Source organism: Paenibacillus brevis, from assembly GCF_018919145.1.
Lineage (GTDB): Bacteria > Bacillota > Bacilli > Paenibacillales > Paenibacillaceae > Fontibacillus > Fontibacillus brevis.
The window spans coordinates 22,433-44,594 of sequence record NZ_JAHLQJ010000016.1; the positions used below are offsets into that span (position 1 = coordinate 22,433).

The 22,162-nt window shown below is 42.5% G+C and carries 23 protein-coding genes and 1 other annotated feature; of the genes, 9 read left to right on the plus strand and 14 right to left on the minus strand.

Annotated features, from left to right (window positions below; genetic code table 11):
* Positions 1-57: 57 nt before the first annotated feature.
* From KQJ23_RS17610 to KQJ23_RS17620, 3 genes are read right to left on the minus strand one after another with little or no spacing between them, the layout of a single operon-like run.
* Positions 58-900, minus strand: a complete 843-nt coding sequence (locus KQJ23_RS17610) for a carbohydrate ABC transporter permease (protein ID WP_216480230.1) — start codon at positions 898-900, stop codon at positions 58-60.
* A gap of 12 nt (positions 901-912) precedes the next feature.
* Positions 913-1,803 carry a carbohydrate ABC transporter permease gene (locus KQJ23_RS17615; protein ID WP_216480231.1) on the minus strand — a complete coding sequence of 297 codons (891 nt, stop codon included), beginning with the start codon at positions 1,801-1,803 and terminating at the stop codon, positions 913-915.
* Positions 1,803-2,915 (minus strand): Gfo/Idh/MocA family protein, encoded by a 1,113-nt coding sequence (locus KQJ23_RS17620; RefSeq protein ID WP_216480232.1) that lies wholly within the window; start codon positions 2,913-2,915, stop codon positions 1,803-1,805. The genes KQJ23_RS17615 and KQJ23_RS17620 overlap by 1 nt, the downstream gene beginning before the upstream one ends.
* A gap of 544 nt (positions 2,916-3,459) precedes the next feature.
* On the opposite strand from KQJ23_RS17620, the gene KQJ23_RS17625 reads away from it, so the two are divergent.
* A complete protein-coding gene (locus KQJ23_RS17625; RefSeq protein WP_216480233.1) occupies positions 3,460-4,134 on the plus strand; it encodes a phosphatase PAP2 family protein in 675 nt (224 codons plus the stop codon).
* A 188-nt stretch (positions 4,135-4,322) separates the two neighbouring features.
* Positions 4,323-4,793 carry a pyridoxamine 5'-phosphate oxidase family protein gene (locus KQJ23_RS17630; RefSeq protein ID WP_216480234.1) on the plus strand — a complete coding sequence of 157 codons (471 nt, stop codon included), beginning with the start codon at positions 4,323-4,325 and terminating at the stop codon, positions 4,791-4,793.
* A gap of 154 nt (positions 4,794-4,947) precedes the next feature.
* Here the strand turns inward: KQJ23_RS17630 and KQJ23_RS17635 are convergent, their stop codons facing one another.
* From KQJ23_RS17635 to KQJ23_RS17645, 3 genes are all read right to left on the minus strand, one after another.
* Positions 4,948-6,078 (minus strand): hypothetical protein, encoded by a 1,131-nt coding sequence (locus KQJ23_RS17635; protein WP_216480235.1) that lies wholly within the window; start codon positions 6,076-6,078, stop codon positions 4,948-4,950.
* A gap of 223 nt (positions 6,079-6,301) precedes the next feature.
* Positions 6,302-7,330, minus strand: a complete 1,029-nt coding sequence (splB, locus tag KQJ23_RS17640; protein WP_216480236.1) for a spore photoproduct lyase — start codon at positions 7,328-7,330, stop codon at positions 6,302-6,304.
* Complete coding sequence (locus KQJ23_RS17645) at positions 7,323-7,571, minus strand: transcriptional regulator SplA domain-containing protein (RefSeq protein WP_216480237.1); 249 nt, start codon at positions 7,569-7,571, stop codon at positions 7,323-7,325. The genes splB and KQJ23_RS17645 overlap by 8 nt, the downstream gene beginning before the upstream one ends.
* Before the next feature lie 181 nt (positions 7,572-7,752).
* Between KQJ23_RS17645 and KQJ23_RS17650 the strand changes: the two genes are divergently transcribed.
* Positions 7,753-8,112, plus strand: coding sequence for a DUF4190 domain-containing protein (locus tag KQJ23_RS17650; protein ID WP_216480238.1), 360 nt, complete (start codon positions 7,753-7,755; stop codon positions 8,110-8,112).
* A gap of 164 nt (positions 8,113-8,276) precedes the next feature.
* Here the strand turns inward: KQJ23_RS17650 and metG are convergent, their stop codons facing one another.
* From metG to KQJ23_RS17665, 3 genes are all read right to left on the minus strand, one after another.
* Positions 8,277-9,911 carry a methionine--tRNA ligase gene (gene metG / locus KQJ23_RS17655; protein WP_216480239.1) on the minus strand — a complete coding sequence of 545 codons (1,635 nt, stop codon included), beginning with the start codon at positions 9,909-9,911 and terminating at the stop codon, positions 8,277-8,279.
* 42 nt (positions 9,912-9,953) lie between these two features.
* Positions 9,954-10,217: a binding site (T-box leader), on the minus strand.
* An 11-nt stretch (positions 10,218-10,228) separates the two neighbouring features.
* Entirely contained in the window at positions 10,229-10,837 is a 609-nt protein-coding gene (locus KQJ23_RS17660) for a sugar O-acetyltransferase (protein ID WP_216480314.1), read from the minus strand.
* A 26-nt stretch (positions 10,838-10,863) separates the two neighbouring features.
* Entirely contained in the window at positions 10,864-11,904 is a 1,041-nt protein-coding gene (locus tag KQJ23_RS17665; RefSeq protein WP_216480240.1) for an NAD(P)-dependent alcohol dehydrogenase, read from the minus strand.
* A 183-nt stretch (positions 11,905-12,087) separates the two neighbouring features.
* On the opposite strand from KQJ23_RS17665, the gene KQJ23_RS17670 reads away from it, so the two are divergent.
* Positions 12,088-12,504: a MerR family transcriptional regulator gene (locus KQJ23_RS17670; RefSeq protein WP_216480241.1), complete on the plus strand. Its 417-nt coding sequence runs from the start codon at positions 12,088-12,090 to the stop codon at positions 12,502-12,504.
* A gap of 107 nt (positions 12,505-12,611) precedes the next feature.
* Here the strand turns inward: KQJ23_RS17670 and KQJ23_RS17675 are convergent, their stop codons facing one another.
* Complete coding sequence (locus KQJ23_RS17675) at positions 12,612-12,836, minus strand: hypothetical protein (protein WP_216480242.1); 225 nt, start codon at positions 12,834-12,836, stop codon at positions 12,612-12,614.
* Positions 12,837-13,102: 266 nt separating this feature from the next.
* Complete coding sequence (locus tag KQJ23_RS17680) at positions 13,103-14,230, minus strand: stalk domain-containing protein (RefSeq protein ID WP_216480243.1); 1,128 nt, start codon at positions 14,228-14,230, stop codon at positions 13,103-13,105.
* 240 nt (positions 14,231-14,470) lie between these two features.
* Here KQJ23_RS17680 and infC point away from each other — a divergent pair, with 240 nt between their 5' ends.
* Entirely contained in the window at positions 14,471-14,992 is a 522-nt protein-coding gene (infC, locus tag KQJ23_RS17685) for a translation initiation factor IF-3 (protein WP_216480244.1), read from the plus strand.
* Between the two features lie 14 nt (positions 14,993-15,006).
* Here infC and KQJ23_RS17690 read toward each other — a convergent pair whose 3' ends face one another.
* The 3 genes from KQJ23_RS17690 to KQJ23_RS17700 all read right to left on the minus strand — a co-directional run bounded on the left by KQJ23_RS17690 (position 15,007) and on the right by KQJ23_RS17700 (position 17,991).
* The gene (locus tag KQJ23_RS17690) at positions 15,007-16,746 is read right to left on the minus strand and encodes an ABC-F family ATP-binding cassette domain-containing protein (RefSeq protein WP_216480245.1); all 1,740 of its coding nucleotides are present in this window, start codon (positions 16,744-16,746) and stop codon (positions 15,007-15,009) included.
* Between the two features lie 137 nt (positions 16,747-16,883).
* A complete protein-coding gene (locus tag KQJ23_RS17695; RefSeq protein WP_216480246.1) occupies positions 16,884-17,606 on the minus strand; it encodes a restriction endonuclease in 723 nt (240 codons plus the stop codon).
* A 37-nt stretch (positions 17,607-17,643) separates the two neighbouring features.
* A complete protein-coding gene (locus KQJ23_RS17700; protein WP_216480247.1) occupies positions 17,644-17,991 on the minus strand; it encodes a helix-turn-helix domain-containing protein in 348 nt (115 codons plus the stop codon).
* 139 nt (positions 17,992-18,130) lie between these two features.
* Between KQJ23_RS17700 and KQJ23_RS17705 the strand changes: the two genes are divergently transcribed.
* The 4 genes from KQJ23_RS17705 to KQJ23_RS17720 all read left to right on the plus strand — a co-directional run bounded on the left by KQJ23_RS17705 (position 18,131) and on the right by KQJ23_RS17720 (position 21,965).
* Positions 18,131-18,535: a hypothetical protein gene (locus KQJ23_RS17705; RefSeq protein WP_216480248.1), complete on the plus strand. Its 405-nt coding sequence runs from the start codon at positions 18,131-18,133 to the stop codon at positions 18,533-18,535.
* Between the two features lie 846 nt (positions 18,536-19,381).
* Positions 19,382-20,017 (plus strand): hypothetical protein, encoded by a 636-nt coding sequence (locus KQJ23_RS17710; protein WP_216480249.1) that lies wholly within the window; start codon positions 19,382-19,384, stop codon positions 20,015-20,017.
* 3 nt (positions 20,018-20,020) lie between these two features.
* On the plus strand, positions 20,021-21,232 hold the full coding sequence (locus KQJ23_RS17715; protein ID WP_216480250.1) for a 7-cyano-7-deazaguanine synthase: 1,212 nt from the start codon (positions 20,021-20,023) through the stop codon (positions 21,230-21,232).
* Complete coding sequence (locus KQJ23_RS17720; RefSeq protein ID WP_249529870.1) at positions 21,219-21,965, plus strand: TatD family hydrolase; 747 nt, start codon at positions 21,219-21,221, stop codon at positions 21,963-21,965. Before KQJ23_RS17715 ends, KQJ23_RS17720 begins: the two co-directional genes overlap by 14 nt.
* Positions 21,966-22,162 lie beyond the last annotated feature (197 nt).

Here is a 22,162-nt window from a genome sequence, read left to right on the forward strand (position 1 = left end):
GCAAAATTCCCCCTATGGATAGTATGGAAACAACAAAACACCAACGATTTAGCCGAGTTATCCCTTCGTTCCTGTCAGCACCACCCCCTCAACAATGTAGCGTTGACCGAAGAAATAGAGCAGGCCAATCGGGATGATACTGATGAACGCTCCGGCCGCCAGTGCCGGGAAGTCCTGACTGGTCTGACCTATGAGCAATTGCAGCCCTACGCTAAGCGTAAACTTCAAATTGTCCTTGAGGTACAGGAAAGGCCCCAGAAAATCAAGCCATGAATTAACAAAGGACAAAATAACGGTCGTGATAATAATCGGCTTTGACAACGGCATGATGACCCTCGTGTAGACCGTCCAGCGGTTGCCTCCATCCAGATAAGTCGCCTCGTCCAGCTCCATCGGAATGCTCATGAAGAACTGACGGAACAAGAAGATATAGTATGCGCTTCCAAGCCAGGCCGGGACGATCAGGGGAAGCCAGGTATCTACCCATCCGAGCTTCGTGTACAAGACATAGGATGGAATCATCATAATGGATGGCGGAATCATCAAGGTGACAAGCACGATTGAAAACAGCTTGTCTTTGTACTTGGTCTTGAACCGCGCAAACCCATAGGCAACGATGGAACTGGAGAGAACTACGCCAATCACCACAATAATGGAGATGGTAAATGAGTTCTGAATCCAGCGCCACATCAGCGGCTGTACGGCGAACAATCGTTCAAACGCCTCAAACGTAAGCTGCTCGGGAAATATAGCCGGAGGTACCTTGTAGGTCTCCGCCTTGGTCTTCATCATCGTGGAAAGAAGCCACACCAGCGGCCCGACAAACAATAGCAATGTCACTGTAAGCAAGAAGTATTTGGTTATCGTCACGGAAAGACTGCTTTTTCGTCCTTCAGTCATCGCTGTGCCCCCCTAATTTCCGGATTCATTATAAACATACCGATTGGATAATTTCATAAGCGTCGTGGTCACCAGGGCAATGAGCACAAACAGGAAGATCGATTGAGCCATGGCCATACTGAATTTCAAATCGGTAAAGGCCGATTTATAAATGTTATAGACAAAGGTATAGGAAGCATAGTTGGGTCCGCCCTTGGATAGCAGCATCGCCTCCGTGAACATCTGAAAGTTGTACATCGTTTGTATAATGACGACAAACAGGATGGATGAGCTGATCATCGGGAGTGTAATGGAGAAGAAGCGCCGAATCATGCTTGCTCCATCAATTTCCGCCGCTTCGTACAGGTGGCGCGGGACATTCTTCAGGGCAGCCAGGAAGATCAGTACCCCACTACCGGAAATCCACACCTGAAGCAGGATGATGACCGGCTTAATGGTATGCTCCCCGCCGAGCCAATCGATCTTGTCGGCACCAAACAGACTGAGGGCCGCATTCAATATCCCGAACTCTGCATTGAACACCAATCTCCATATAATGACCGTAGCGACGATAGGTACTAGTGTAGGCAGGTAATAGAAGGTTCGGTACAAAGCGATGCCCTTCACCTTGAAATTCAACAGTGTGGCCAGCAGCAGCATGCCTGCGGTCACGATTGGTACTCCGAGCAGTACGAAGTACATCGTGTTAAATACACTCTTGGTAAAAATCGGACTTTTCAGCATCTCTATAAAGTTACTGATGCCAACGAATTGATAATCGGTCGAACCTGGCAGCTTCGCATCCGTGAAGGCATAGAAGATCGAAGTACCGAATGGAACCAGGAAGAAGACGCAGAAACCGATCATCCAAGGCAAAATGAATAGAAAAAAGCCCAGCGTATCTTTCCTACTCGAAGTACTCATCACACCACCCCATGGTCTTGGAGTTCCTGTACATACACATAACGTTCCTCAACGATTGATTTCTCTGCTGCCAAGGCGATTAGCAAAGCATTTCGGCCTACCTGGGCGCTGGCAAACGGCTGCTTGCCCGTACGGATACATTCCAGAAAATCGATACGCTGCGCTTGTCCCCCCGTGTGTCCGCCTTCGATGGAATCCGAAGTCACGTCCACTTCGAGATGATCGCGGCTGTAATCCACTCCGCCTGTAATGTCGATAGTCTTATCATTCCTAGCCAGCATCTGTGCCCCATTGCTGCCAATCAGGCCGAATTCCAAGCCGTCATCGGATAAATTCCGTGGCTTGAGGTACAGGCAGAGGCCCAGGTTCGCCTTGCTGCCGTTATCATAGTCAATCGTGATGAAGGCATGGTCGACAATCGTAGGGTTGTCGATGTATTTTGCCGGATAATGGCTGTATGAATTTTGAATCAGGTTTTTCTGTCCTTGCTTGATCATGTGTTGCCCGCCGGAAGCGAATACCCGAACCGGGTTAGCCCCGATCATCCAGTTGAAGATATCGAAGTGATGGCAATCCTTCTCTACAATCGAACCGCCCGATTTGGACTTGTCGTAGAACCAATCCGCTGGTGGGAATGAATCACGGAATTCCTTGCACCACATCATTTTCACCTCGCCTAGCCGGTTCTCTCCAATCTCATGCGCCATTCTCCGGTACAGATTGGAGTAACGATAGACTAACCCGATTTGCAACACCCGCTCATGCTTCTCTGCCGCTGAAATGATGGCATCGCAATCTTCCAGCGTATGGGCAATCGGCTTCTCCAGGAACACATGCTTTCCGTCTTCCAGGAAGGCGACCGCGATCTGCCGGTGCATATAGTTCGGTACGCTGATGACGACAGCATCCAGATCTTCCTTGCCCAGCAGTTCATGATAGTCGGAGCAGATGGTCGGATTGCTATTACGCAGTTCCTTTAGTGTTCGGGCTACATTTGCCTCGTTCATATCGCATATGTACCGCACCTCACAATCTTCCAGCCGGTCAAACCCCATGCAGTGATGTGATCCCATGTCGCCAACGCCAATAAACCCTATTCTGATCTTCCCCATAGTTGCCATACTCCTTTGTTTGTTTTTTGCCGCAAATTTCAGCTTTTCTATTGCGATTATTTCTTACCTCAAATGCCTTATAGCTTAGCAAACAAAGCATTTTTTCTCCATACTTGCTATAAATCAATCCTCCATTTACTAAATTCACTGATTTCCAAGGATCAACGCAATTTCCATGTTATAGAAAACCACCTTCCATACAATGAGAAATTTGCGTATCTTAATCAATTTATTTGCGGCAAATTTTTGCTAACTTTATTATTACATTTCTTTTTGGAAAGTCAACGGTTATTTTTTGAACTTGTTAACGCTTTCTTATTTTGCACGATCTTACAAATCAGATGATCGCAAAGGTTGTATATAAATTTAAACGGAGTCAGCCATAACCAGCTCACTCCGTTTGTATGTCAGTTTAGCTATTTATATCCTGGTTTGCTTGCCTTTACAGGCTCCAAGAAAACGTTGATTACGACTAAGGTCCAGTGTCCTCCGGCCAGATTTATCCTAATATAGAGTAGGTCATACAACAGTTAAGGAGGACTACATGATTCTATTCCTAAAAAAATACCGTCATTTGATCGCTGTTTTGTCGATCGCCGCACAAGGATTGATCTACATGCTCATAGCTGCGCACTTGGGTCAGAATAGCGCAGCCGTACCCATACCCGTAAATACCTGGATTGACGACCGTATTCCTTATATGTCCTGGTTCGTCATTTCTTATGTGGCATGGATGCCTGTACTTTACATTGCTTTTATCTATATGGGACTAACTGACCGTGCTTTGTACTGGCGAACAATCATTGTATATAATGCAGCCATAACGGTCTCCAATATCATATTTATAGTGTTTCCAACTTCCATGCCTCGTCCCGAAATATCGGGCAATGACCTCTTTACGTGGCTTGTACAATTTATTTACAACAATGACAACCCGGTCAACTGCTTTCCGAGCATCCACTGCTTAACCAGCTATTTACTGCTCATCACAATGAACCGTCACAAGCTATTTCCTGTTGGTCTGCGCGTTGTGCTTTCCGCTTTTTTCTGGTCCATTATTGCTTCTACCGTGTTTATCAAACAACATGCGCTTGTTGACGTCGTCGGCGGCATCGTGCTGGCGGAAATCACATACAGAATCGTTTATTTCATCGGGAACAAACGGCGCCAATTCATTCTCAAGGAGCAAAGCAACATGGGAGTTCCATCGAATAGTTGAATGAAAATTGCCTGTACTAGCAGCCTCCGGCATGCCAGTCTCGTCTCATCCCGGCAGCCCCAGCAGCCAACGATGAGCCTCCGCGAATAACGCCCCGCTTTTTTAGCGTACTATTCTTCACATGCAACATGACTTTACAATGATAAGCTTGATAATGTATGTCTTATTCCACTTTGGGAGGTAATAAAGTGAGCAAGTACGACGAAGCCATGAAGCTGCTGGAAGATCAAGTGGGCAACAAGGACGGTCTGATCACTCTGTCCACCATCGCGCTGGAACCGGGGGCCGATGGCAAAAGCCGTCCCGCCGCCCGCATTGTGGACGCCTATTATGAGGACGGCGCATTCTACACCGTCACCTACGCGACCTCAAACAAGATGCAGCAGATCGCCCAAAACCCCGAAGTCGCCGTTTGTATCATCGTCGAAAACTTTACGGCCGATGGTATCGGTGAAAACCTGGGCTGGGTGTGTGACGAGAAAAACGCGGAGATGATGACGAAGCTGCGCAAAATATTCGCCGCATGGTATTACGAAGCCAATAACGACGAAGACCCTAATACATGCCTGCTGCGCATACGCCTGACAAAGGGCCTGTGGAATGACGCCCACAAAGGAATCAGAAATGAGATTGATTTTATCAATAAGACAGCAAATTAAGTGGTTTATATGGTTTCTATAGTTTACATATCAAGTTACTAGATATTGATAACAGACAAGGCTAGCTCAAAGGGAGTGTTCGCACACTCCCTTTTTTTCGCCGTTATTTATGGTAGGATGCTCCCGATACACTATATCGTTCTCATTTACAATATCACTCTACTATGATTTGTTGAGTTGAATCCATGCCCTCCCAAACCTTCCCGGTAGACAGATAGTGTTCGATTTCTATTGAATTGTCTACTTTGGTGTACTTAATCTCAAAAGCCTGTCCGATTTCGATCAACATCGGGTAGTTGTTATAAGGAAGAACATTTTCCGTCAATATCAGATCCTTGAGATCCTCGTAAGCGCCCTCTAATCGCCAATATTCCCGATAAGCATAATCCTTGAATCCGGACAAATCCTGTTTTCCAAAATAAGAGGCTTCATATTTCTTCCCCCGCAAGGTAATGTAATCGACCCTTAAGGGCTCAATATCTATAAGAACCCAGCTTAAATCCTCAGAATAAAGGTTGTCTCCATAATGCTCTTGTAGTTGATTAGCCATGCAAGGGACGGATTGGGTATGATAATCCATCTCGTCAAGCCCGGTATGGGCTACGCCGTAAATACCCATGACATCCTCACTGCCCAGCCTCTCAAGTGCACGGATAAAGTTTTCAGTCATTTTATTTTCTCTGTAAACGTCATTATTTGTGTTGTAATAATATCGACCTTGCTGAATCGCTTCAGTAGTTAAAGTATATTGCTCCGAATCAGTCAGATCGTTTGCTTCAAGATAAGACAAGAAGCGATTTCCAATACTATTGTATTGATGTCCGACATCTGTCCCGTGAAAAATAGTCTCTGGGCATTCATTTTTTATTTTTTTGAAGAACGTCTTGGTATGTGGAGTATGAGCAGCCGTCCCCTCCCAGTCCTTATAAATGGCCTCCAAAATATCATCATTGTCCGCTTGCATCCATAGGTTCAAATATTCGGCAGTATAATAGGGATGCTCGACGAACAAATGTCTCATGCCTTTATTCTGATAATAATCAGACCACAATTCAAATTCTTTATCCATAATCTTAGCTTCGGCATGGATTTCACCGTACAGATAAATATGGCTGGATGCCTGTGTCACCACAGTAGTTTCCTTGATCGGCTGTCCAGTCTCATTTGCTGTCTTACTCACAGAGGAGCTGTCGCAAGCCACAAGTACGACAACCAGTGCAAGCAGTAAATAGTTAAGAGTCAACATTCTCGCCTTGGATAAATAGATTCGCCTGTCGTCATTCATAGAAGAAAATCACCTTTCATGTTTACTTCCTATCCATTCCTAAGTATTTTATAAATAGTTTGTAATTTATTTCCGTAATATTTTGCATACACACTGCTTGTAGTTCTCACATTAGATACACATTTGTGCCCGGCCAATTCGTGCAAAATCAAAAGGCACCTCATCAGGTGCCTTTCTTATTTTAGTGCATCTTTATTCAATTTCCTTACTACAACCTCAATTCCTACGTAAAATACTCCATTTTTGCATGCGGGAAATAGGTTTGGATGTACCTGCCCAACGTATCCTTAATATCCTCTTGCTCTTGATCTGTGTACACGTATTTTCCAATCCCATAACGCCCCCACTTCCACTTCCTCTTGGTCTCATCAAGCTCCAGCTTCGTCATCGGATAATTCTTCTCTATGACATTCTTCGCGGGCTTGGTAAAGCGATGCTGAATCAGCTCGAAGGTCAAATCTTTAGTGGAAGAAGAGGGAAGTGCGGATTCTAATTTCTCGAACATCTCCTTATAGCCCTCTTTCCATCCGTCATGCAAATAGATAGGGGCAATAATGAAGCCTAACGGATATCCTGCCTCCCCAACTTTCCTCGCGGCTTCGATCCTCTCCGCCTGCCTGGATGTACCCGGTTCAAAGTTCTTAATAATATAATCGTCATTCATACTAAATCGAAAGCGAGTCCGCCCATTATGCTTGGCGTCAAGTAAATGATCAATATGAGCAAACTTCGTTACAAAGCGTAATTGCCCCAGCTCGGACTCTCCAAAATACTCAATCGCCTTCTTGAGCGTATGGGTCAAGTGATCAATACCGGCTATATCCGATGTACATGATGCTTCAAACCTCGTTATCTCGGGAGCTCGTTCTTTCATATATTGGTCCGCAGCCTCAAAGATATCGTCAATATTGACATAAGTCCGGATGTACGGCTTGCTTCCCATCGTCGTTTGTAAGTAGCAATAATGACAATGGCCCATGCACCCTGTTGCAAACGGAATAGCGAACTCAGCGGAAGGCTTTGAAGTGTCGAATTTCAAGGTTTTCCTAACCCCGACGACTAGAGTTGACTTCGCCATTCTGTATTTTTGAAAATCATTGTCTCCGGGCAGGTTTCGGATTTGGTTATGCGAGGTTGTCTCGCGAATTTCGATCCCCATTTTATCAAACTTGGATGCTAATTCTTGTCCCAGCGGATACTCCAATGCACTTGGCTCTACGTATACGAGTTGAGGCACAAATGGCTTAACCATAAAATGCTCCCATGTCGGATACACCGAATGCCTCTGTATAAGCGTGCTCGGCCTCGCTTGCTGTCGGGTACACCGCGACCTCATCGTTCAATGGATAATACGTCTCATATATAAACAGCGCAATATTCCCCGGCGAATTAGGATCATTCACTACAGCAGCTTCCTGAACATTCGCGACTCCCTGAACATGCGGGTTGCGAATGATTACGTACACAATCTGTCCCGGTTGATATTCATTCATTACTTCATCGGCCCCTATTCTTCATGTTTCGGTTAGTGTCACACAAAACAATCCGGAATATGCCGGTGAAGGGGGAGTTGTATCCGGTTCGGTAAGAATTATTAATTTACGGGAGAGTCTTACAGTAACTTACTGCGGGAAGTATAATGGAAATAATGACTCATTAATAGGAGGGTATTCCTTGGATAACAATTACAAAGACCCGCAATACGGATTTTCTCCGCCAAATCAATCTTACGTTCCGGCACAGGAGAAGACGAGCGGCAAAGCAATTACCTCTTTAATACTAGGTATCGTATCCTTAATTACTTTACCGTTAGGAGGAGCAATCATATTCCTTGGAATCATTGGCTTCTTCAGCGGTATCGTTGCGATTGTGTTATCGTCTTTATCGTTTAAAGAAATCAAGCGAGGACAGGTGCGAGGACGCGGTATGGCAATTGCAGGATTGGTATGCGGAATCGTCGCGACGGCTCTCAATGTATTTGCTTTTGTTATCTCGTTTGTGATTGGCTTCATGAATGCTATGAATAATGCGTAGACACAATCCAAAGGCGCCCCGCGGGCGCCTTTACGCAAAATATTCAATTTTTGCTATAGGAAAAGGTATATACGTCGAATAGATTCCTGTCCGCGGATGCTTTGTTTTGTCTGAGAAGCTTGCCTTATTTAGAATACGGCTCAGTACGTTATCTGTAACGGTAATTATTGCTTCTCCAACAAACTCAGCTCTTCTTCAATCCGACTTACGTCAATGCGCTCGAACAAAAGCTCTAGCTTTTGAACCTGTAAGTCAGCCGGAACAAAGGTCAACTGCCAGCTCGGTTTTTCAAGCGTAAGGAAGGTTCTTATTTTCTCACAAGAGAAGGGAATGAAGGGCTCAAGCAAATTAGCAAGATTGGCTATCAGCTGAACACATGAATATAGTGTGCGTCCACACGCTTCTCGATCTTCCTTGATTTGCACCCATGGCTTTTGTTCATCGAAATATTTGTTTGCTTGACGAACGTAGGTGAAGATCAACTCAATGGCTTCTTTTAGACGACCATCTTCAATTAGGACCCCGGCATCCCGATACAAATCTTCAGTTGCCCTTGTCCATTCCTCACTAAGTTCTCCTGAAGGAATACGTCCTCCAAAGGCTTTGCCGATAAAGGCTAACGTTCGATTGACAAAATTTCCGAATGCACCAAGCAGCTCCCCATTGTGACTGTGAATGAATTCCCTCCATGAAAAATCAGTGTCACGCTTCTCTGGCCCATTTGCAATCAGGAAGTAGCGAATGGAATCCGGTTGATACCTTTTCAGAATGTCAGGCACCCAGACGGCCCAGTTACGGCTTGTCGAGAACTTTTTTCCTTCTAGTGTCATGTACTCACATGAGATAATCCGATCCGGCAAATGCAGCCCTCCTACTCCCAAGAGCACAGCAGGCCAAATCAGGGTGTGAAAAGGAATGTTGTCCTTTCCATGAACATAGTAAGCGGTTAGATCCTTCTCTTCGTCCAGCCAAAACGATTCCCAACTGCTTCCCGTCTGACTTGCCCATTGTTTGCTTGCGGACAGGTAGCCGCTGACAGCTTCAACCCAGACGTAGACCTTCTTCTCGTTGAATCCTTCAACCGGGACGTCTACACCCCACGTTAAATCTCTAGTCGCCGCACGATCCTGAAGCCCCTCGTCCAAGTATCTCCGCGTCAAATGGACTGCATTCTCTTTCCATCCATGAGCCTTTTCTGCGTATTCTGTCAGTGCAGTCTGGAATTGAGACAGTGCAAGGTAAAAGTGCTCCGTTGGCCGCTCGATAGGAGGATTCCCACAAATTTTGCATGTCTTTTCTGACAAATCCGCCGGATCGAGCATGGTTGAACAAAAATCACATTGATCCCCTCGGGCACGATGACCGCAAACAGGGCAATTCCCTTCAACGTATCGATCCGGTAAGAATCTTTGATCGGTCTCACAATACGTCTGCAGAACAGTCTTTTTATATAGATGACCATTTTCCAGAAGCTTCAAAAACAAATCTTGGACGACCTGATGATGAAATTCCCGATCGGTGCGGGTGTACAAATCATAGGTGAAGCCCATACGATCAAGACACTCTACAAATTCCTGATGATATCGATCCGCGATATCACTTGGCGCGACCCCCTCCTGAATCGCTTGAACCGTTACAGGGGTTCCATGACAGTCGCTGCCCGACACATATAGAACTTCATCCCCCTTTGCACGAAAATAACGCGCCACTACATCCCCCGGTAATAAACTTGCCAATCGTCCCAGATGCAATGAACCGTTAGCATACGGCCATGCTCCGCCAATAAATACCTTTGCCATTAGATTCCCTCCTTATTTTTGCACACAAAAAAACCCTCATCCCAAAGGGACGAGAGTTGTGCTCACGCGGTACCACCCAATTTCATCAAATGCCTCACGGCATTCACCTCTTCAGGTACGACGCTGTTCGCGTGTATACCCTAGCACAGTAACGGGTGCGGGTTCCGGCGCAGCCTACAACCACATGAGGTTTCGATGCGCAGCTCTGAGACCATATTCCCTTAGCTATTCTTTACCCCTTTTCAGCTACCGGAGCTCTCTGTAAAAAGACATCACCAAGGTACTCTTTCTCTTCTTAGCTTTTGAGTATATTTAAGTTACTGGGAATTATAATGAATGCCGTTTCTAAAGTCAAGATTACTAATGTCATTTATAACTTTTGCCGGAACTCCTGCAACAACCGTATTTTCAGGAACATCCTTCGTGACGACGGCTCCTGCCGCAACAACGGAGTTATCTCCAATCGTCACACCCGGCAGGATCGTGGCGCTGGACCCAATCCACACATTATTGCCGATGACGACCGGGGAGGAGAAGGTTGTATTTCTTGTGTCCAAAGGTAATCCATGATTAAGTGTAGCGATGGTGACATTCATGCCAATCATTGTACCGTCACCCACCGTAATACCGCCTCTATCCTGGAAGGAGCACCCCGTGTTAAAAAACACATTTTTCCCAATGGTAATATTCTTACCGAAGTCTGTATAAAAGGGCGGGAAGCACATAAAGGACGAATCCACCTGGCTTCCGGTCAGTTCACTGAAAATCTCGACAATTTCTTCCTTGGAATGATAAGAAGTATTCAGCTTCATGGTGATTCTCTGGGCTTCATAACTACATTGCGTTAATAGGCCATGCAATTCTTTATCCTCGCCTGAAATCGGATTTCCCTTCTTACAAAAGTCGATAAACTCCTGCATGTCCATATATTTCATCCCTGATCCTTCCTAGCTCACATGGTACTAATGTCAATGACGAATCTGTATTTCACATCAGAAGATAACACTCGTTCATAAGCCTCATCAATTTGATCTGCCGAGATCACTTCAATTTCAGGAACAATGTCGTGTTGGGCACAGAAATCTAACATTTCCTGCGTCTGGCGGATGCCCCCAATCATCGAAGCTGCGAATGAACGTCTCCGACTGCTAAGAGCGAACACCTGGACCGATAAAGGCTCTCCGGGTGCACCCACAATAACCAGGGTACCATCAAGGGTTAGCAGTGAGAAATAAGCATTAATATCAATATTGGCGCTTACTGTATTTATGATTAAGTCGAAGTGGCCTGCAAGCTTGTTAAATGTCTCCGGATCATTTGTTGCATAATAGTGATCCGCACCAAAGCGCAAGCCATCCTCCCTTTTATTCAAGGTTTGTGACAGGACGGTAACTTCTGCTCCCATAGCATGTGCAATTTTTACCGCCATATGTCCGAGACCGCCCATACCTACTACGGCTACTTTTTTACCTGGACCTGCTCCCCAATGCTTTAGCGGAGAATAGGTCGTAATGCCAGCGCAAAGCAACGGTGCTGCCACGTCAAGCTCAATATGATCCGGAATCCGCAGTACGAAATCTTCCTCTACGACAATGTGAGTAGAATAGCCCCCTTGTGTAGGCTCGCCGTATTGATCCACACCCGCATAGGTTGGTATATTTCCTTTGAGACAGTATTGTTCTTCTCCATTACGGCAGTTCTCACACTCGCCACAGGAACCAACCATACATCCTACGCCTACCCGGTCACCTACCTTGTACTTTGATACATTAGGGCCTACATCCGTAACAACCCCGGCAATCTCGTGTCCAGGCACGAGCGGGTAGTTAACCGGACCCCATTCTCCATGAGCAGTATGAATGTCGGAATGGCATATGCCCGCATATTTAATTTCAATCAGAACATCATGGGAATCAAGATCACGTCTTTTAATCTCAGCAACTCGAAACGATTTGTCCGGACCATCTACAGCTCTTGCTTTTGCAGTTATCATAAAAATAATACCTCCTAATAAATTTTTCTAAAGAAATAGACCTATTCAGCATCATATCCCTTAGAGTTAACTCTAGGTCAAATGGAATTTATATTGACTTTGATATTCGGCAAACACCGTGATACACTTTCCTTACACTTAGAGTTAGCTCGAGGTTTATATCTAGTGAAAGGAAGACATATGATGAAAGCCTATTCGATCAGCGAAGTCGCCCAAGCATTGAATCTGACAGCATATACCTTGCGTTACTATGACAAAGAGGGGCTGATGCCTTTTGTAGAACGCGCTCCCAGCGGAACGAGAATATTTAAGGAATCCGATATCGAAGCTTTAAAAATTGTTGAATGTCTAAAATCAACCGGGATGCCCATTAAGGAGATTAAGAACTTCATTGATTGGTGCTCAGAGGGGGATTCCACGTTACAGCAAAGATATGACATGTTCATGGAACGAAAAGCAACGGTAGAGGCACAAATGGAAGAACTGAAGAAAACCATGGAGCTGATCGAGCATAAATGCTCATATTACAAGACTGCATTAAATGCAGGGACGGAAAGTATTCACAAGAAAAATTTTAAAGATGACCCTGAACCAGAATGATACGGTACCCGGTCTGCGAGCTGCGGTTCTGTGTAAATAAAAAACGGAGACAGCTATATTTAGCCGACTCCGTTCCTATTCTGTTTAGCTATTTGTGTTCCTAGTTTTCAATTGCCTTTACAGGCTCCATCAAAATCAATATAGTGACATTCCTGCAGAACATCCTCCGCATCCGGCATTGTCCAAAACTGAGTGCGCTCCATGTCGGTAGTCGTCTCCTGATTAAACAGAGTAACGTCTGCCATCATAACCTGAGCCGGCAGCTCCCCCTCCTGATAGGCTACTTTATAAGCCTCTACGGCAAACGACGACAATGCGTCGTCTGGCGACACAGTATCCGTGTTCCCGCATCGTGTTTCTAACGCGTTCGCTCTCCATTTCTCCCTACCACTCCGTTCGTATGTCGTTCCCTCTACTATAGAGAACGCCGCACGATTCATGCAAGTTGGGCCAGGAAATTGATTCTAAAGTCCGATTTATACTTCATGAAATAAGGAATCGAGAATATCTGGGTTATCGTATGAAGTTGCAGCGTATTACTTAAAGCCGCAATATGATTCCACTAAATTAGAAATAATTAGCCAAACGATCATGCGATCTAATCCAACGTATAAATTGTGACTGCTTGAATCTCAGAAAGCCAGTTCACCTTCGCATCCACTGCTTCGCCGATAAACCGTAATGGAACGTAGGTGCTGCCCTTGATGGTAGAAGGGGCTACTGTCAGTTTCTTCTGCTTGCCATTGATCTCAGCAGTAGTTGAACCTACTTTAAGCTTGATAGACGTACCCGATTTACTTCCCGTGATCGTTTGGGTTTTTGAATCCCAGTCAACCTTCAATCCCAATGCTTCGAAAATAGCGCGGAACGGAACAAGTACAGATCCATTTTGCTTGATGGGTGGGACTTGGAATGTAACGATCTCCCCATTCAGCAGCACCATGATTTCGTCAGGATCTGAGGGTGATACCGGTTGTTCATCTTCATCTTTAAACACTTTGACGCCTTTGGCAGCGAGTTCAATCAGAATTTTCTCTGCACTCCCATTCAGAGAGTTATTGCTGAGTGAAACCTCTTTGAGCTTCGGAAGACTTGTTAAGACGCTGATATCTTGGACTTGATTATTCTCAAAATATAAATGTTCCAGTTCCGGGTGATCTCTTAGAGGTTCAAGAGACGGGATTTGATTATTGCTTATGTCCAGCCAATTCAGTTTGACTAAGGATTGGATCGGTGACAGATCCTTAAGCTGATTATGGCCGATTAACAAGTCCGTTAAATGGGTTAATCCCGCTATTGCATCAAGCTTCTCGATGTTGTTCGAATCGATAATGAGCTGCTCCAGTTGGGATAACTCTTTTAGCGGCTCAATTTGAGTGATTTGATTGTCATTCAGAGCTAGAAAGGTGACTTTATGCAGATTTTTAAGCGGTTCAATATTGGTAATTCCAAGATCCGGGAGCATCAGGCTCTCTACATTAACAGCATGCTCTAGTCCGCTTAAACTGCTAATTTTCTGCTCTGGACCATTGAGATAGAGCGACGTCATGGTTTGTAGATTCTCTTTGGTAATGGGGCCAGTCAGCTTCTTTAGCTCGACTCTAATCGCTTGTTCCAAATTTTTGTCTGAGATCAGGGAGGTCTCTGCAAATGCGGATGAAATAGAAACGATGCTTAGCAAGAAAGCAAGTACAGTGATTAATTGAAGTTTGATCAGTTTACGCAAAATGGGTTCACTCCTCGAATTGTCGTAATGACTACATTCGTCATTTGTGAACTTTTCCCTTTATAAAAAAAGTTTCGGGGAGGCTACTGTGTAGCCCAAGCCATAAATTCACTAAGGGTTCCGTTTATATTCATCAGCTTCTCATCTCCTCCTGAATACTCTCGGCATCATTTGAACCCCCAGCAGCTTCCGTATATGATAAACCATATGAGGATTTATACAACAGGAGGTTGGGTTACAGTGGCAGTCTTAATGAACGAACAAATTAGAGCGTCCGAGGTAATGCTTACCGGACTGAACGGTGAGGCCATCGGCATTGTCACCAGAGAGGAGGCGCTGGCTATGGCCCGGTCCAAAAAGGTCGATCTGGTCTGCACCTCACTGATGAGCAGTCCCCCGCCCTGCAGCCTGATGGCTAAAGGCAAAGCGAAAGCAACGGCACAGAAAGGGTCAGTGATTGCACGCAAATCAGGTAAAAATCAGCAAGCTGGCGGTAACGGCAGACAAGAAAAGGTCAAGGAGCTGCGCTTCACCGCTCATATCGAACAGCATGATTACGACACGAAGCTGCGGCAAGCGGATAAGCATCTGCGCTCCGGCAAGCCAGTACAGCTTGTAGTTAAGGCCTCCGGCGCGAAGGAGGGCGCAGCAGCCAGGAAAGTGCTGGAGCAGTTATTGAGTGAACTTAAGGAAGTCGGAAGTAAGGAAACGGGCATTCAGACAGGTGGAAAAGGCTCCCAGGTAATACTCAGACCGCGCTGAATGATAGGGCACTTTTAAAGCAGCTTAATCAGATCTTCCAGCTCATCTAACAAACCTTTTGTAAGTTCAAAGTTCGTCTCTTTTAAAGCCAATTCTATTTTCATTTCAACTGATTTTTTATTCTGCTCGATTTCTAAATAATCTCGATTAAAATGACTGGCATAAATCATCTGTCTGAATTTGCGCATACTCATTCTTCTAATCTTCTTATCTTCAATGAGTAAAACATAATCCATACCGTTTACAACAGAATAAAAATCATGCGAAATCATAAGAATTGCACCTTTGTAGTCTTGGATGGCTTTCTCCAGTGCGATCTGGGTATAGATGTCTAAATGGCTTGTCGGTTCATCAAGCAGCAGTACGTTTGCTTGACTGGCAGAAACTTTAGCGATTTGAAGCATGTTCTTTTCTCCACCGGATAAGGATTGTATCTTTTGATTCAGGATTTCTCCTTCAAAGCCGTAGTCTGAAAGATACGAACTAATCTCATCATAAGTTTTAAATCCGGCATCGATGAATTCATCCAGTATGGTATTCGAATCCTTTAGTGTTTCGCCTTGGTGTTGAGATAAATAAGCCACTTTCACATCGGCATTTACTTCAATTGAATCATGATTATTGTTGAAGATTTCTCGGAGTAAAGTCGTTTTCCCGGTACCGTTCGCGCCGATAATGGCTACTTTATCTGTAGATTTCACTTCAAAGTTAACATCGTGTAAAAGCAATTCATCAAAGGCAACGCTATAATGATTGACCTTTACAACCATGGTGTCTTCCATTTCATGATCTATACCAAAGCTAATATTCGGCTGCTTAATATCAACAAACGGTGCTTTAATTCTACGCGCTTCCAGTCTTTCTTGAAACTTGACTCTGGCCTTTAACGCTCGGCCTCTGGACGGGTCTGCAACATTCGTTGCGATCTCTCTAAGATTATCGATGAGGTGATCGTATCGCTCGATTTCTTCGGCTTCGGCGACCGCAATTTCTTGCAGCTCGATCTTGGTCTGAAGCAGCGAGAAGTTATAATCGATAAACCGCCCATCAAACTCTTGGAGCTCCCTGTTTTCGAGGTGGATGATTTTATTGAAGCAATGATTCAATAGATAGCGGTTGTGCGTAACAACCAGCATGATTCCCTTGTGGGAATTAATGAGTTTTTTAAGCGCATTGAGGTTTTCAAAGTCTAAAAATACATCGGGCTCATCCATAATTATTACATCCGGACTACTAAGCATTTCCTTCATCACTTGAATAAGCTTGAGCTCTCCACCACTGAGATCGGATACCCTTTGATCTTTCAGCTTCATGAGGTTTGCTAGATTTAGCTGCTTATTAATGCTGCTTTCAAAATCATCGCCACCCATAGATTGGAGCGTGTCTAAAGCCAATTGATACTTTCCCAGCAGCGAGTCCAACTCCGATGAGGTTTCCATTTCCGTACAAATCGATGCTATTTCATTTCGCAGCTTAATAAATTCTTCTCCTATATATTCAAACACGGTTGTTTCTTGAGCTTTGTCTACTTGTGGGAACTGACTGACATGCCCGATTCTGCAATTGGGGTCTATCTCTAACTTGCCCTCAAACAAATATCTTTCCGGATCCATCAGTATATCAATCAATGTACTTTTCCCACTGCCGCTTGTACCGATAAAGGCGCAGTGTTGGCCTTCTTCGAGCGTGAAGGAAATATCTTTATATAGTTCTTTTTGCGGAAACGAGAAGGATAAGTGATCCACCTTTATCATCGTATTACCTTTCTTTATAGCTAAATTTTGAGCGTACCGCTTCTCAGAGTAACACGGTTTACCACTAAAGTTCAATTCAGTTATTGATCTTACCTACACATAGGAAAAGGCCGCCAAAATGGCAGCCTTTCGTCTAATTACATTGCTTTTGTCTTTCTACAAGCCGGATAGGTGCTGCACCCCCAAAAGGCCTTCCCCTCCTTGTTCTTACGTGCCACCATCGGTGCACCGCAGGCACAAGTTATGGTTTTAACAGTTGAACCAGTTGGAGTAGCTTTTTTAGGCTTCTTGTTCCCTTTCCCCGGCTGCCATTTCCCCCAAGCATGGAGTTTATTCTCTATAAGTCCGCCATGCCAATAATCTACTTTAAACTGTTCGGCTTCCCGTCTCGCATCAGCCGTAAGATCGGAGGTAGTAATGAGTAAAGATAGGATGCAATCATGATTGCGCTTGGCAGCCACCAGTTCTCTGACGGTCATCACTTGTACCTTATTATGATCGGCGTAACATTTGGCTTGTACAGCGGTTTTCTCGCCTCGTTTATCGATGATAACCAAATCTACACCGCCATCTCTTCCGCCAACCCCTACTTCTTTTACCGTATATCCTTGATCCCGGAAATATAGCGATAATAGTCGTTCGAACTCAGCACCGTTGATTTGATCCAGTGGTGACTTAAGAATTACTTCGTCCGGCCTACATGTTGTGGAGGAACGATTGAATGAAGCTGAAGTCTTCTTCATTTCTGTTGGTTTCTGTTTGCTCGAGCCTCTACGTTTTTTCTTCTTGGTACCTTGCAACAAGCCAGATATAACGCCTAAAACAATAATTATTAATATGAACCCGATAATTTCTTTCATAAATACTCCTTTAGCCTCGAAGGTCCTTTCTCAATCCCTAAGTGTTCGCTTTTAATAATTCCTTCAATACGTTTTTAGCTAGTCTTATCTTTTCATCAGTAGTTTCTCTAAGCATTCCAACAACCTCTTGAATACTGTTGTCTGTTGATGTAACCTCGGTTTTCTCTTCAACGTAAGAAAAAAGCTGGATCAAATTAACCTCAAGTGCTTCGGCGATTTGGGCTAAATTGAGCAAAGAGATGTTCTTCTCCCCTCTTTCCACCTGGCCAATATATGAAAAATGAAACCCACCCTTTTCTCCCAAAGCTTCTTGGGACAGGCCCCTTTCTTTCCGCAACAATCGAATACGAGCGCCTACGAGCTTCAATACTTCATTATCCTTCACGTCATACACCCTCTCTAAGTCAAAAGTGTAGACAAGATTTCCAATAGTAAACACCGATATATAGATATCATTTACTTTTTTAATATTTATATGTATCATTAAGGTGTGTAGCATTATTGCTTTCAAAGGACGTGAATAGATGGAAACTGATTTTTGCTACAGGATAAAGAATTATCGAGAATTAGCTCACTATCATATGCAGTTGGCTTATTTGATGAGAAACAACCATCAGTTCAGAACATCACTTATACTCTGCAACTTGGCATTAACATCCATAGCACGAGCCCTATATGTTTATGAAAATAAATCCAATCCAACTAGCCAAGATATCATCTTTGATGATTTCCTTTTACTTATACATAAAGACCTCAATGTCGATCCTGAAGTTGCTGATCTAGTAAATAGAATTGTTTTTCTATGTTATTCCGAAGATGGCTTTATTATAGATCAGAAAACTACGGATAAGCTTATTCAAAAAACTGCAGATATTTTAACTATGGTCAGCTCAAAATTAACAGCTCCAAAGCTTAAGAAGGATAGATAGTGGAGCACCTAGTTGGTCTCCAATAGGCAACGTATGCCATCAACTGGCGGACATTATGCTCTAGCAGTAACAATAGTAAGGATCCATTTGATAGTTGTTGTGATCTGTATTAATAAACAACAGCCCCGCCTAAAACGTTGTAAATTCAACGTTCTAGGCGGGTCCATTTATTAACCGCATGTATTTTGATATGGTTCACGTATCATCTTTGAAGCGAAATTTCAGGAGGGTGCTCCAAAGTTTACTTTTGGAACATACTCCTTGAGTATTTAATAATTACAAATGTAATCATATCCAAAATGACAACCGTGGAGATTACACAGTTACTGAACCTGTTCCAATACGGTTCCATCTGTGAAAAGGTACTGAATGTATCCTAACTTTTTCCAGAATGAGGGTTTAATCGCTGCTACAATTGATGCACGATCGACTACTCCGGGCATAATAACGAATTCGGCTGTTTTTCCCAAAATTAAGAAACTCCACCCATTTTGAACCCCTTTATAGTAAACAGAATCTTCATCCTTAATGTCTTCAAGTGATACTGACTTAACTGTCTCGGAGAAATAAATCCAAACAGTACAAAGTCCTGCTTATCTTTGTGTACCAACTCCCCGTGTTGATTTAGCTCTTGAAGCCAAAAATTATTTGCTGATCGATCAAATTTGTTCACCTGATTTTGTTTACGACCAAAAACGTCTCGTTCCGGCAAAAACATGCCCAATCTTGGGTGGATTTGTACTGGATCTAATCCAGCAAGTCCCGAAATTAATGGGAAAATTATACTATTCGAAATATAACTTTGCTATACTAGCTTTAACGAAACTCGAGGGGAACGGTTGGACAATGGGGACATCAAAAAAAAATATTAATAGAGATGTTAAAAAGCTACTACAACAACTGGGAAAACAAGATATTAAGAAATCAATACCGCAGGCTACTTCGCTAGTTCTTGATGAACAACGAATTACAAAAGAATTAAATAAAGACTCATTTAAGGTTCTTTTGCAGCAAGGTATTACTGGTATAAATAGTATGAAGTCCGAAGGGCAATTTGGTGGTATTTCGTATGATGAAATACAAAGCAACGAGAGAATTTTCAATGAGTTTCTTGAAAAGCTAATTGAACTCGCAGAAGAAGAGTTTAAAGACGAATTTTCAGAGTTATTGCTTCAAGCATTTAGACTCGCTATAACAACAATTCTTAAAGAGAATATAGATATTGATGGTTTTATTTCTGAATTTACTTACTATTTAATCTACCTAATTGTTCAAACAGAATTGATTGAGGTTTTTAGTGATGTCTATTTAGAAATACCCCACGATGAAATCAATTTATTAATTAAGATACAAGCAAGAAAGATTGTTTCTGAAGAATTAACAAGTTTAATTAAAGGATATTTGAGTAGTAAAATTAGTCTAAAAGAACTTATTACGTCTGTGGTTAAGAGAGCTGAAGCAATTGAATTTGGGGAGTTTTAATAAATGGAAAATCCCTTTATTAAAGAGTTTGGATTACTACCGCATGAATTATTCCTAAGTCGATTAACTAGGTTTGAGAGTGCTCAAGATTCCATTGTGTTGGATTTAATAGATGTTGTAACTACAATATACTTTATTGATATCATGACAAAAAGAATTGATGACGGGGGTAGAATATATTCTATTTCTGTACCAGTTTCTAATCCTGAAATATGGGAGCAAACAAAACCTTTATTAAAAAAACTTGTTCAATTTGTAAGTAGGGATGTTGCTGATTTCAATTTTGTACTTTCTAAAAAGATGTTTATTGGAACTTCCTTAGAATTGGATTTTGGAAGATTTAACAACGTTTCCTTGCTATCTGGTGGCTTAGATTCATTCAGTGGTGCATTTCAAAATATTTCATCAGGTACTAGTTCAATTTATGTAGGATATAAACTCAATAAATTTGAACAGAGCAAACAGGAGTCTATAGCAAACTTTGTTTCAGGTAAACATAAAAATTCAATTAGATATTTCTTTGATAAACTTAATTGTAAAAAAGCAGAACCGACACAAGCTACACGGTCACTTTTATTTTTAAGTTTAGCGTCTGCTGTAGCATATGAACATGGAGTAAAAGATATATTAATATATGAAAATGGTTTTTTATCATTGAATCCAAACAAAAATGGAAGATTTACAACTAAGACTACCCACCCTAGAACTATATACTTGTTTAATTCAGTTCTCGAGTCTTTGGGACTAGTACAGCGTGTTTCTAATCCCTTCATTTTTAAAACAAAAGGTGAAATTATAGACCAATTAAGTGATGATTTTAAGGAACAAATTAAATTTACACATACATGTGCAAAAAGTAGACAATCCCTTCATTTATTGGACAAGTCTAAACAATGTGGCACGTGTATACCTTGTGTATTAAGGAAAATTTCATTGTCAGCATGTGATAATGAAAAATTTGACGAGCATTTGTATGACGTTGGTTATAATGGGAAAAATAAAGGCATCACACTCGAACAGTTCGAAGATCTGAAATCATCCATAGAGTACTTCAGGGGATGTAAAAACGATATTGATAATAACTCAATTATGTTGACTCTCGGTTTGAAGAATAGGTTCTATACTGAAGATAATTACTTTGTTAAAACAAATGAAATGTTTCAGCGTTTTAGCAAAGAAGTTGAAAGGTTTCTTGAGAAGTATGACATATTTTGATTTTCATGTTCATATCGACAACTATCCAAATCCTAAAAAGTTAGCTAAAGAGTATGAATCTAATAAGATTTATGCTCTATTTGTGACAAATTTGCCTGAGTTATTTGAAAAGCAATTCGATACTTATCAAGGCTTTAAATATGTGAGACTGGCTTTAGGATACCATCCTGACCTTACAGATGAATTCCCACTAAATGAAGAGTTATTTGATAGATTAGCAAGTAAGACCTCATACATTGGTGAGGTAGGGATAGATATCAGTGGTAATCAACCAACAGATAACCTACAAAGACAAATTGATAATTTCTACTTTGTCACTCAGAGAAAATATAACAAAAATAAAATATATTCAGTTCACTCTAGAGGTGCAGAGGACGAAGTTTTAAAAATATTGATTGAGAATGATGTTAAGTATGCTGTTTTCCACTGGTACACGGGCAAGATTTCTACATTAGAACGCATTATAGAAAGGAAGTATATGTTTTCAGTTAATATCAACATGTTGTTGTCAAAAAAGGGGCGAAATATTATTAAAAAAATACCTCAAGATTTAATCCTTTTTGAAACAGATGGTCCATTTACTCGCTTTGAAAAGAAAATAACAAGACCAGTTCAAATACCGTTATTATTAGATTTTTTTGACGAGCATATCAATAACTTCACTGAAATATCCTATAAGAATTTTAGGCGAATGTTATTATTAAGAGATTTACAATCAAAAATAAGAACATGAGCGCTTCATTTTTTTCAAAGTAACAAACCGCATTAGCGAAATACTATACGACTCCTCTATAACCGGAAATAGAATATCCGTCAGATAACTCAGAAAGATAAAACAAGCATTGAAGTGCTTTTTAATGATTAGATATCACTGGCGAACACTGGCAGCGATGAGTTCAAGGAATTTGTAATAAGAAGAGAGGCTGACCC

Coding starts and splice junctions, on each gene's coding strand:
- KQJ23_RS17710 (WP_216480249.1), top strand. CDS start 19,382: ATGGGGACATCAAAAAAAAATATTAATAGAGATGTTAAAAAGCTACTA.
- splB (WP_216480236.1), bottom strand. CDS start 7,330: ATGGTTAAGCCATTTGTGCCTCAACTCGTATACGTAGAGCCAAGTGCA.
- KQJ23_RS17705 (WP_216480248.1), top strand. CDS start 18,131: ATGGAAACTGATTTTTGCTACAGGATAAAGAATTATCGAGAATTAGCT.
- KQJ23_RS17715 (WP_216480250.1), top strand. CDS start 20,021: ATGGAAAATCCCTTTATTAAAGAGTTTGGATTACTACCGCATGAATTA.
- KQJ23_RS17665 (WP_216480240.1), bottom strand. CDS start 11,904: ATGATAACTGCAAAAGCAAGAGCTGTAGATGGTCCGGACAAATCGTTT.
- KQJ23_RS17615 (WP_216480231.1), bottom strand. CDS start 1,803: ATGAGTACTTCGAGTAGGAAAGATACGCTGGGCTTTTTTCTATTCATT.
- KQJ23_RS17645 (WP_216480237.1), bottom strand. CDS start 7,571: ATGAATGAATATCAACCGGGACAGATTGTGTACGTAATCATTCGCAAC.
- KQJ23_RS17690 (WP_216480245.1), bottom strand. CDS start 16,746: ATGATAAAGGTGGATCACTTATCCTTCTCGTTTCCGCAAAAAGAACTA.
- KQJ23_RS17620 (WP_216480232.1), bottom strand. CDS start 2,915: ATGGGGAAGATCAGAATAGGGTTTATTGGCGTTGGCGACATGGGATCA.
- KQJ23_RS17720 (WP_249529870.1), top strand. CDS start 21,219: ATGACATATTTTGATTTTCATGTTCATATCGACAACTATCCAAATCCT.
- KQJ23_RS17610 (WP_216480230.1), bottom strand. CDS start 900: ATGACTGAAGGACGAAAAAGCAGTCTTTCCGTGACGATAACCAAATAC.
- KQJ23_RS17660 (WP_216480314.1), bottom strand. CDS start 10,837: ATGGACATGCAGGAGTTTATCGACTTTTGTAAGAAGGGAAATCCGATT.
- metG (WP_216480239.1), bottom strand. CDS start 9,911: ATGGCAAAGGTATTTATTGGCGGAGCATGGCCGTATGCTAACGGTTCA.
- KQJ23_RS17695 (WP_216480246.1), bottom strand. CDS start 17,606: ATGAAAGAAATTATCGGGTTCATATTAATAATTATTGTTTTAGGCGTT.
- KQJ23_RS17625 (WP_216480233.1), top strand. CDS start 3,460: ATGATTCTATTCCTAAAAAAATACCGTCATTTGATCGCTGTTTTGTCG.
- KQJ23_RS17635 (WP_216480235.1), bottom strand. CDS start 6,078: ATGAATGACGACAGGCGAATCTATTTATCCAAGGCGAGAATGTTGACT.
- KQJ23_RS17670 (WP_216480241.1), top strand. CDS start 12,088: ATGAAAGCCTATTCGATCAGCGAAGTCGCCCAAGCATTGAATCTGACA.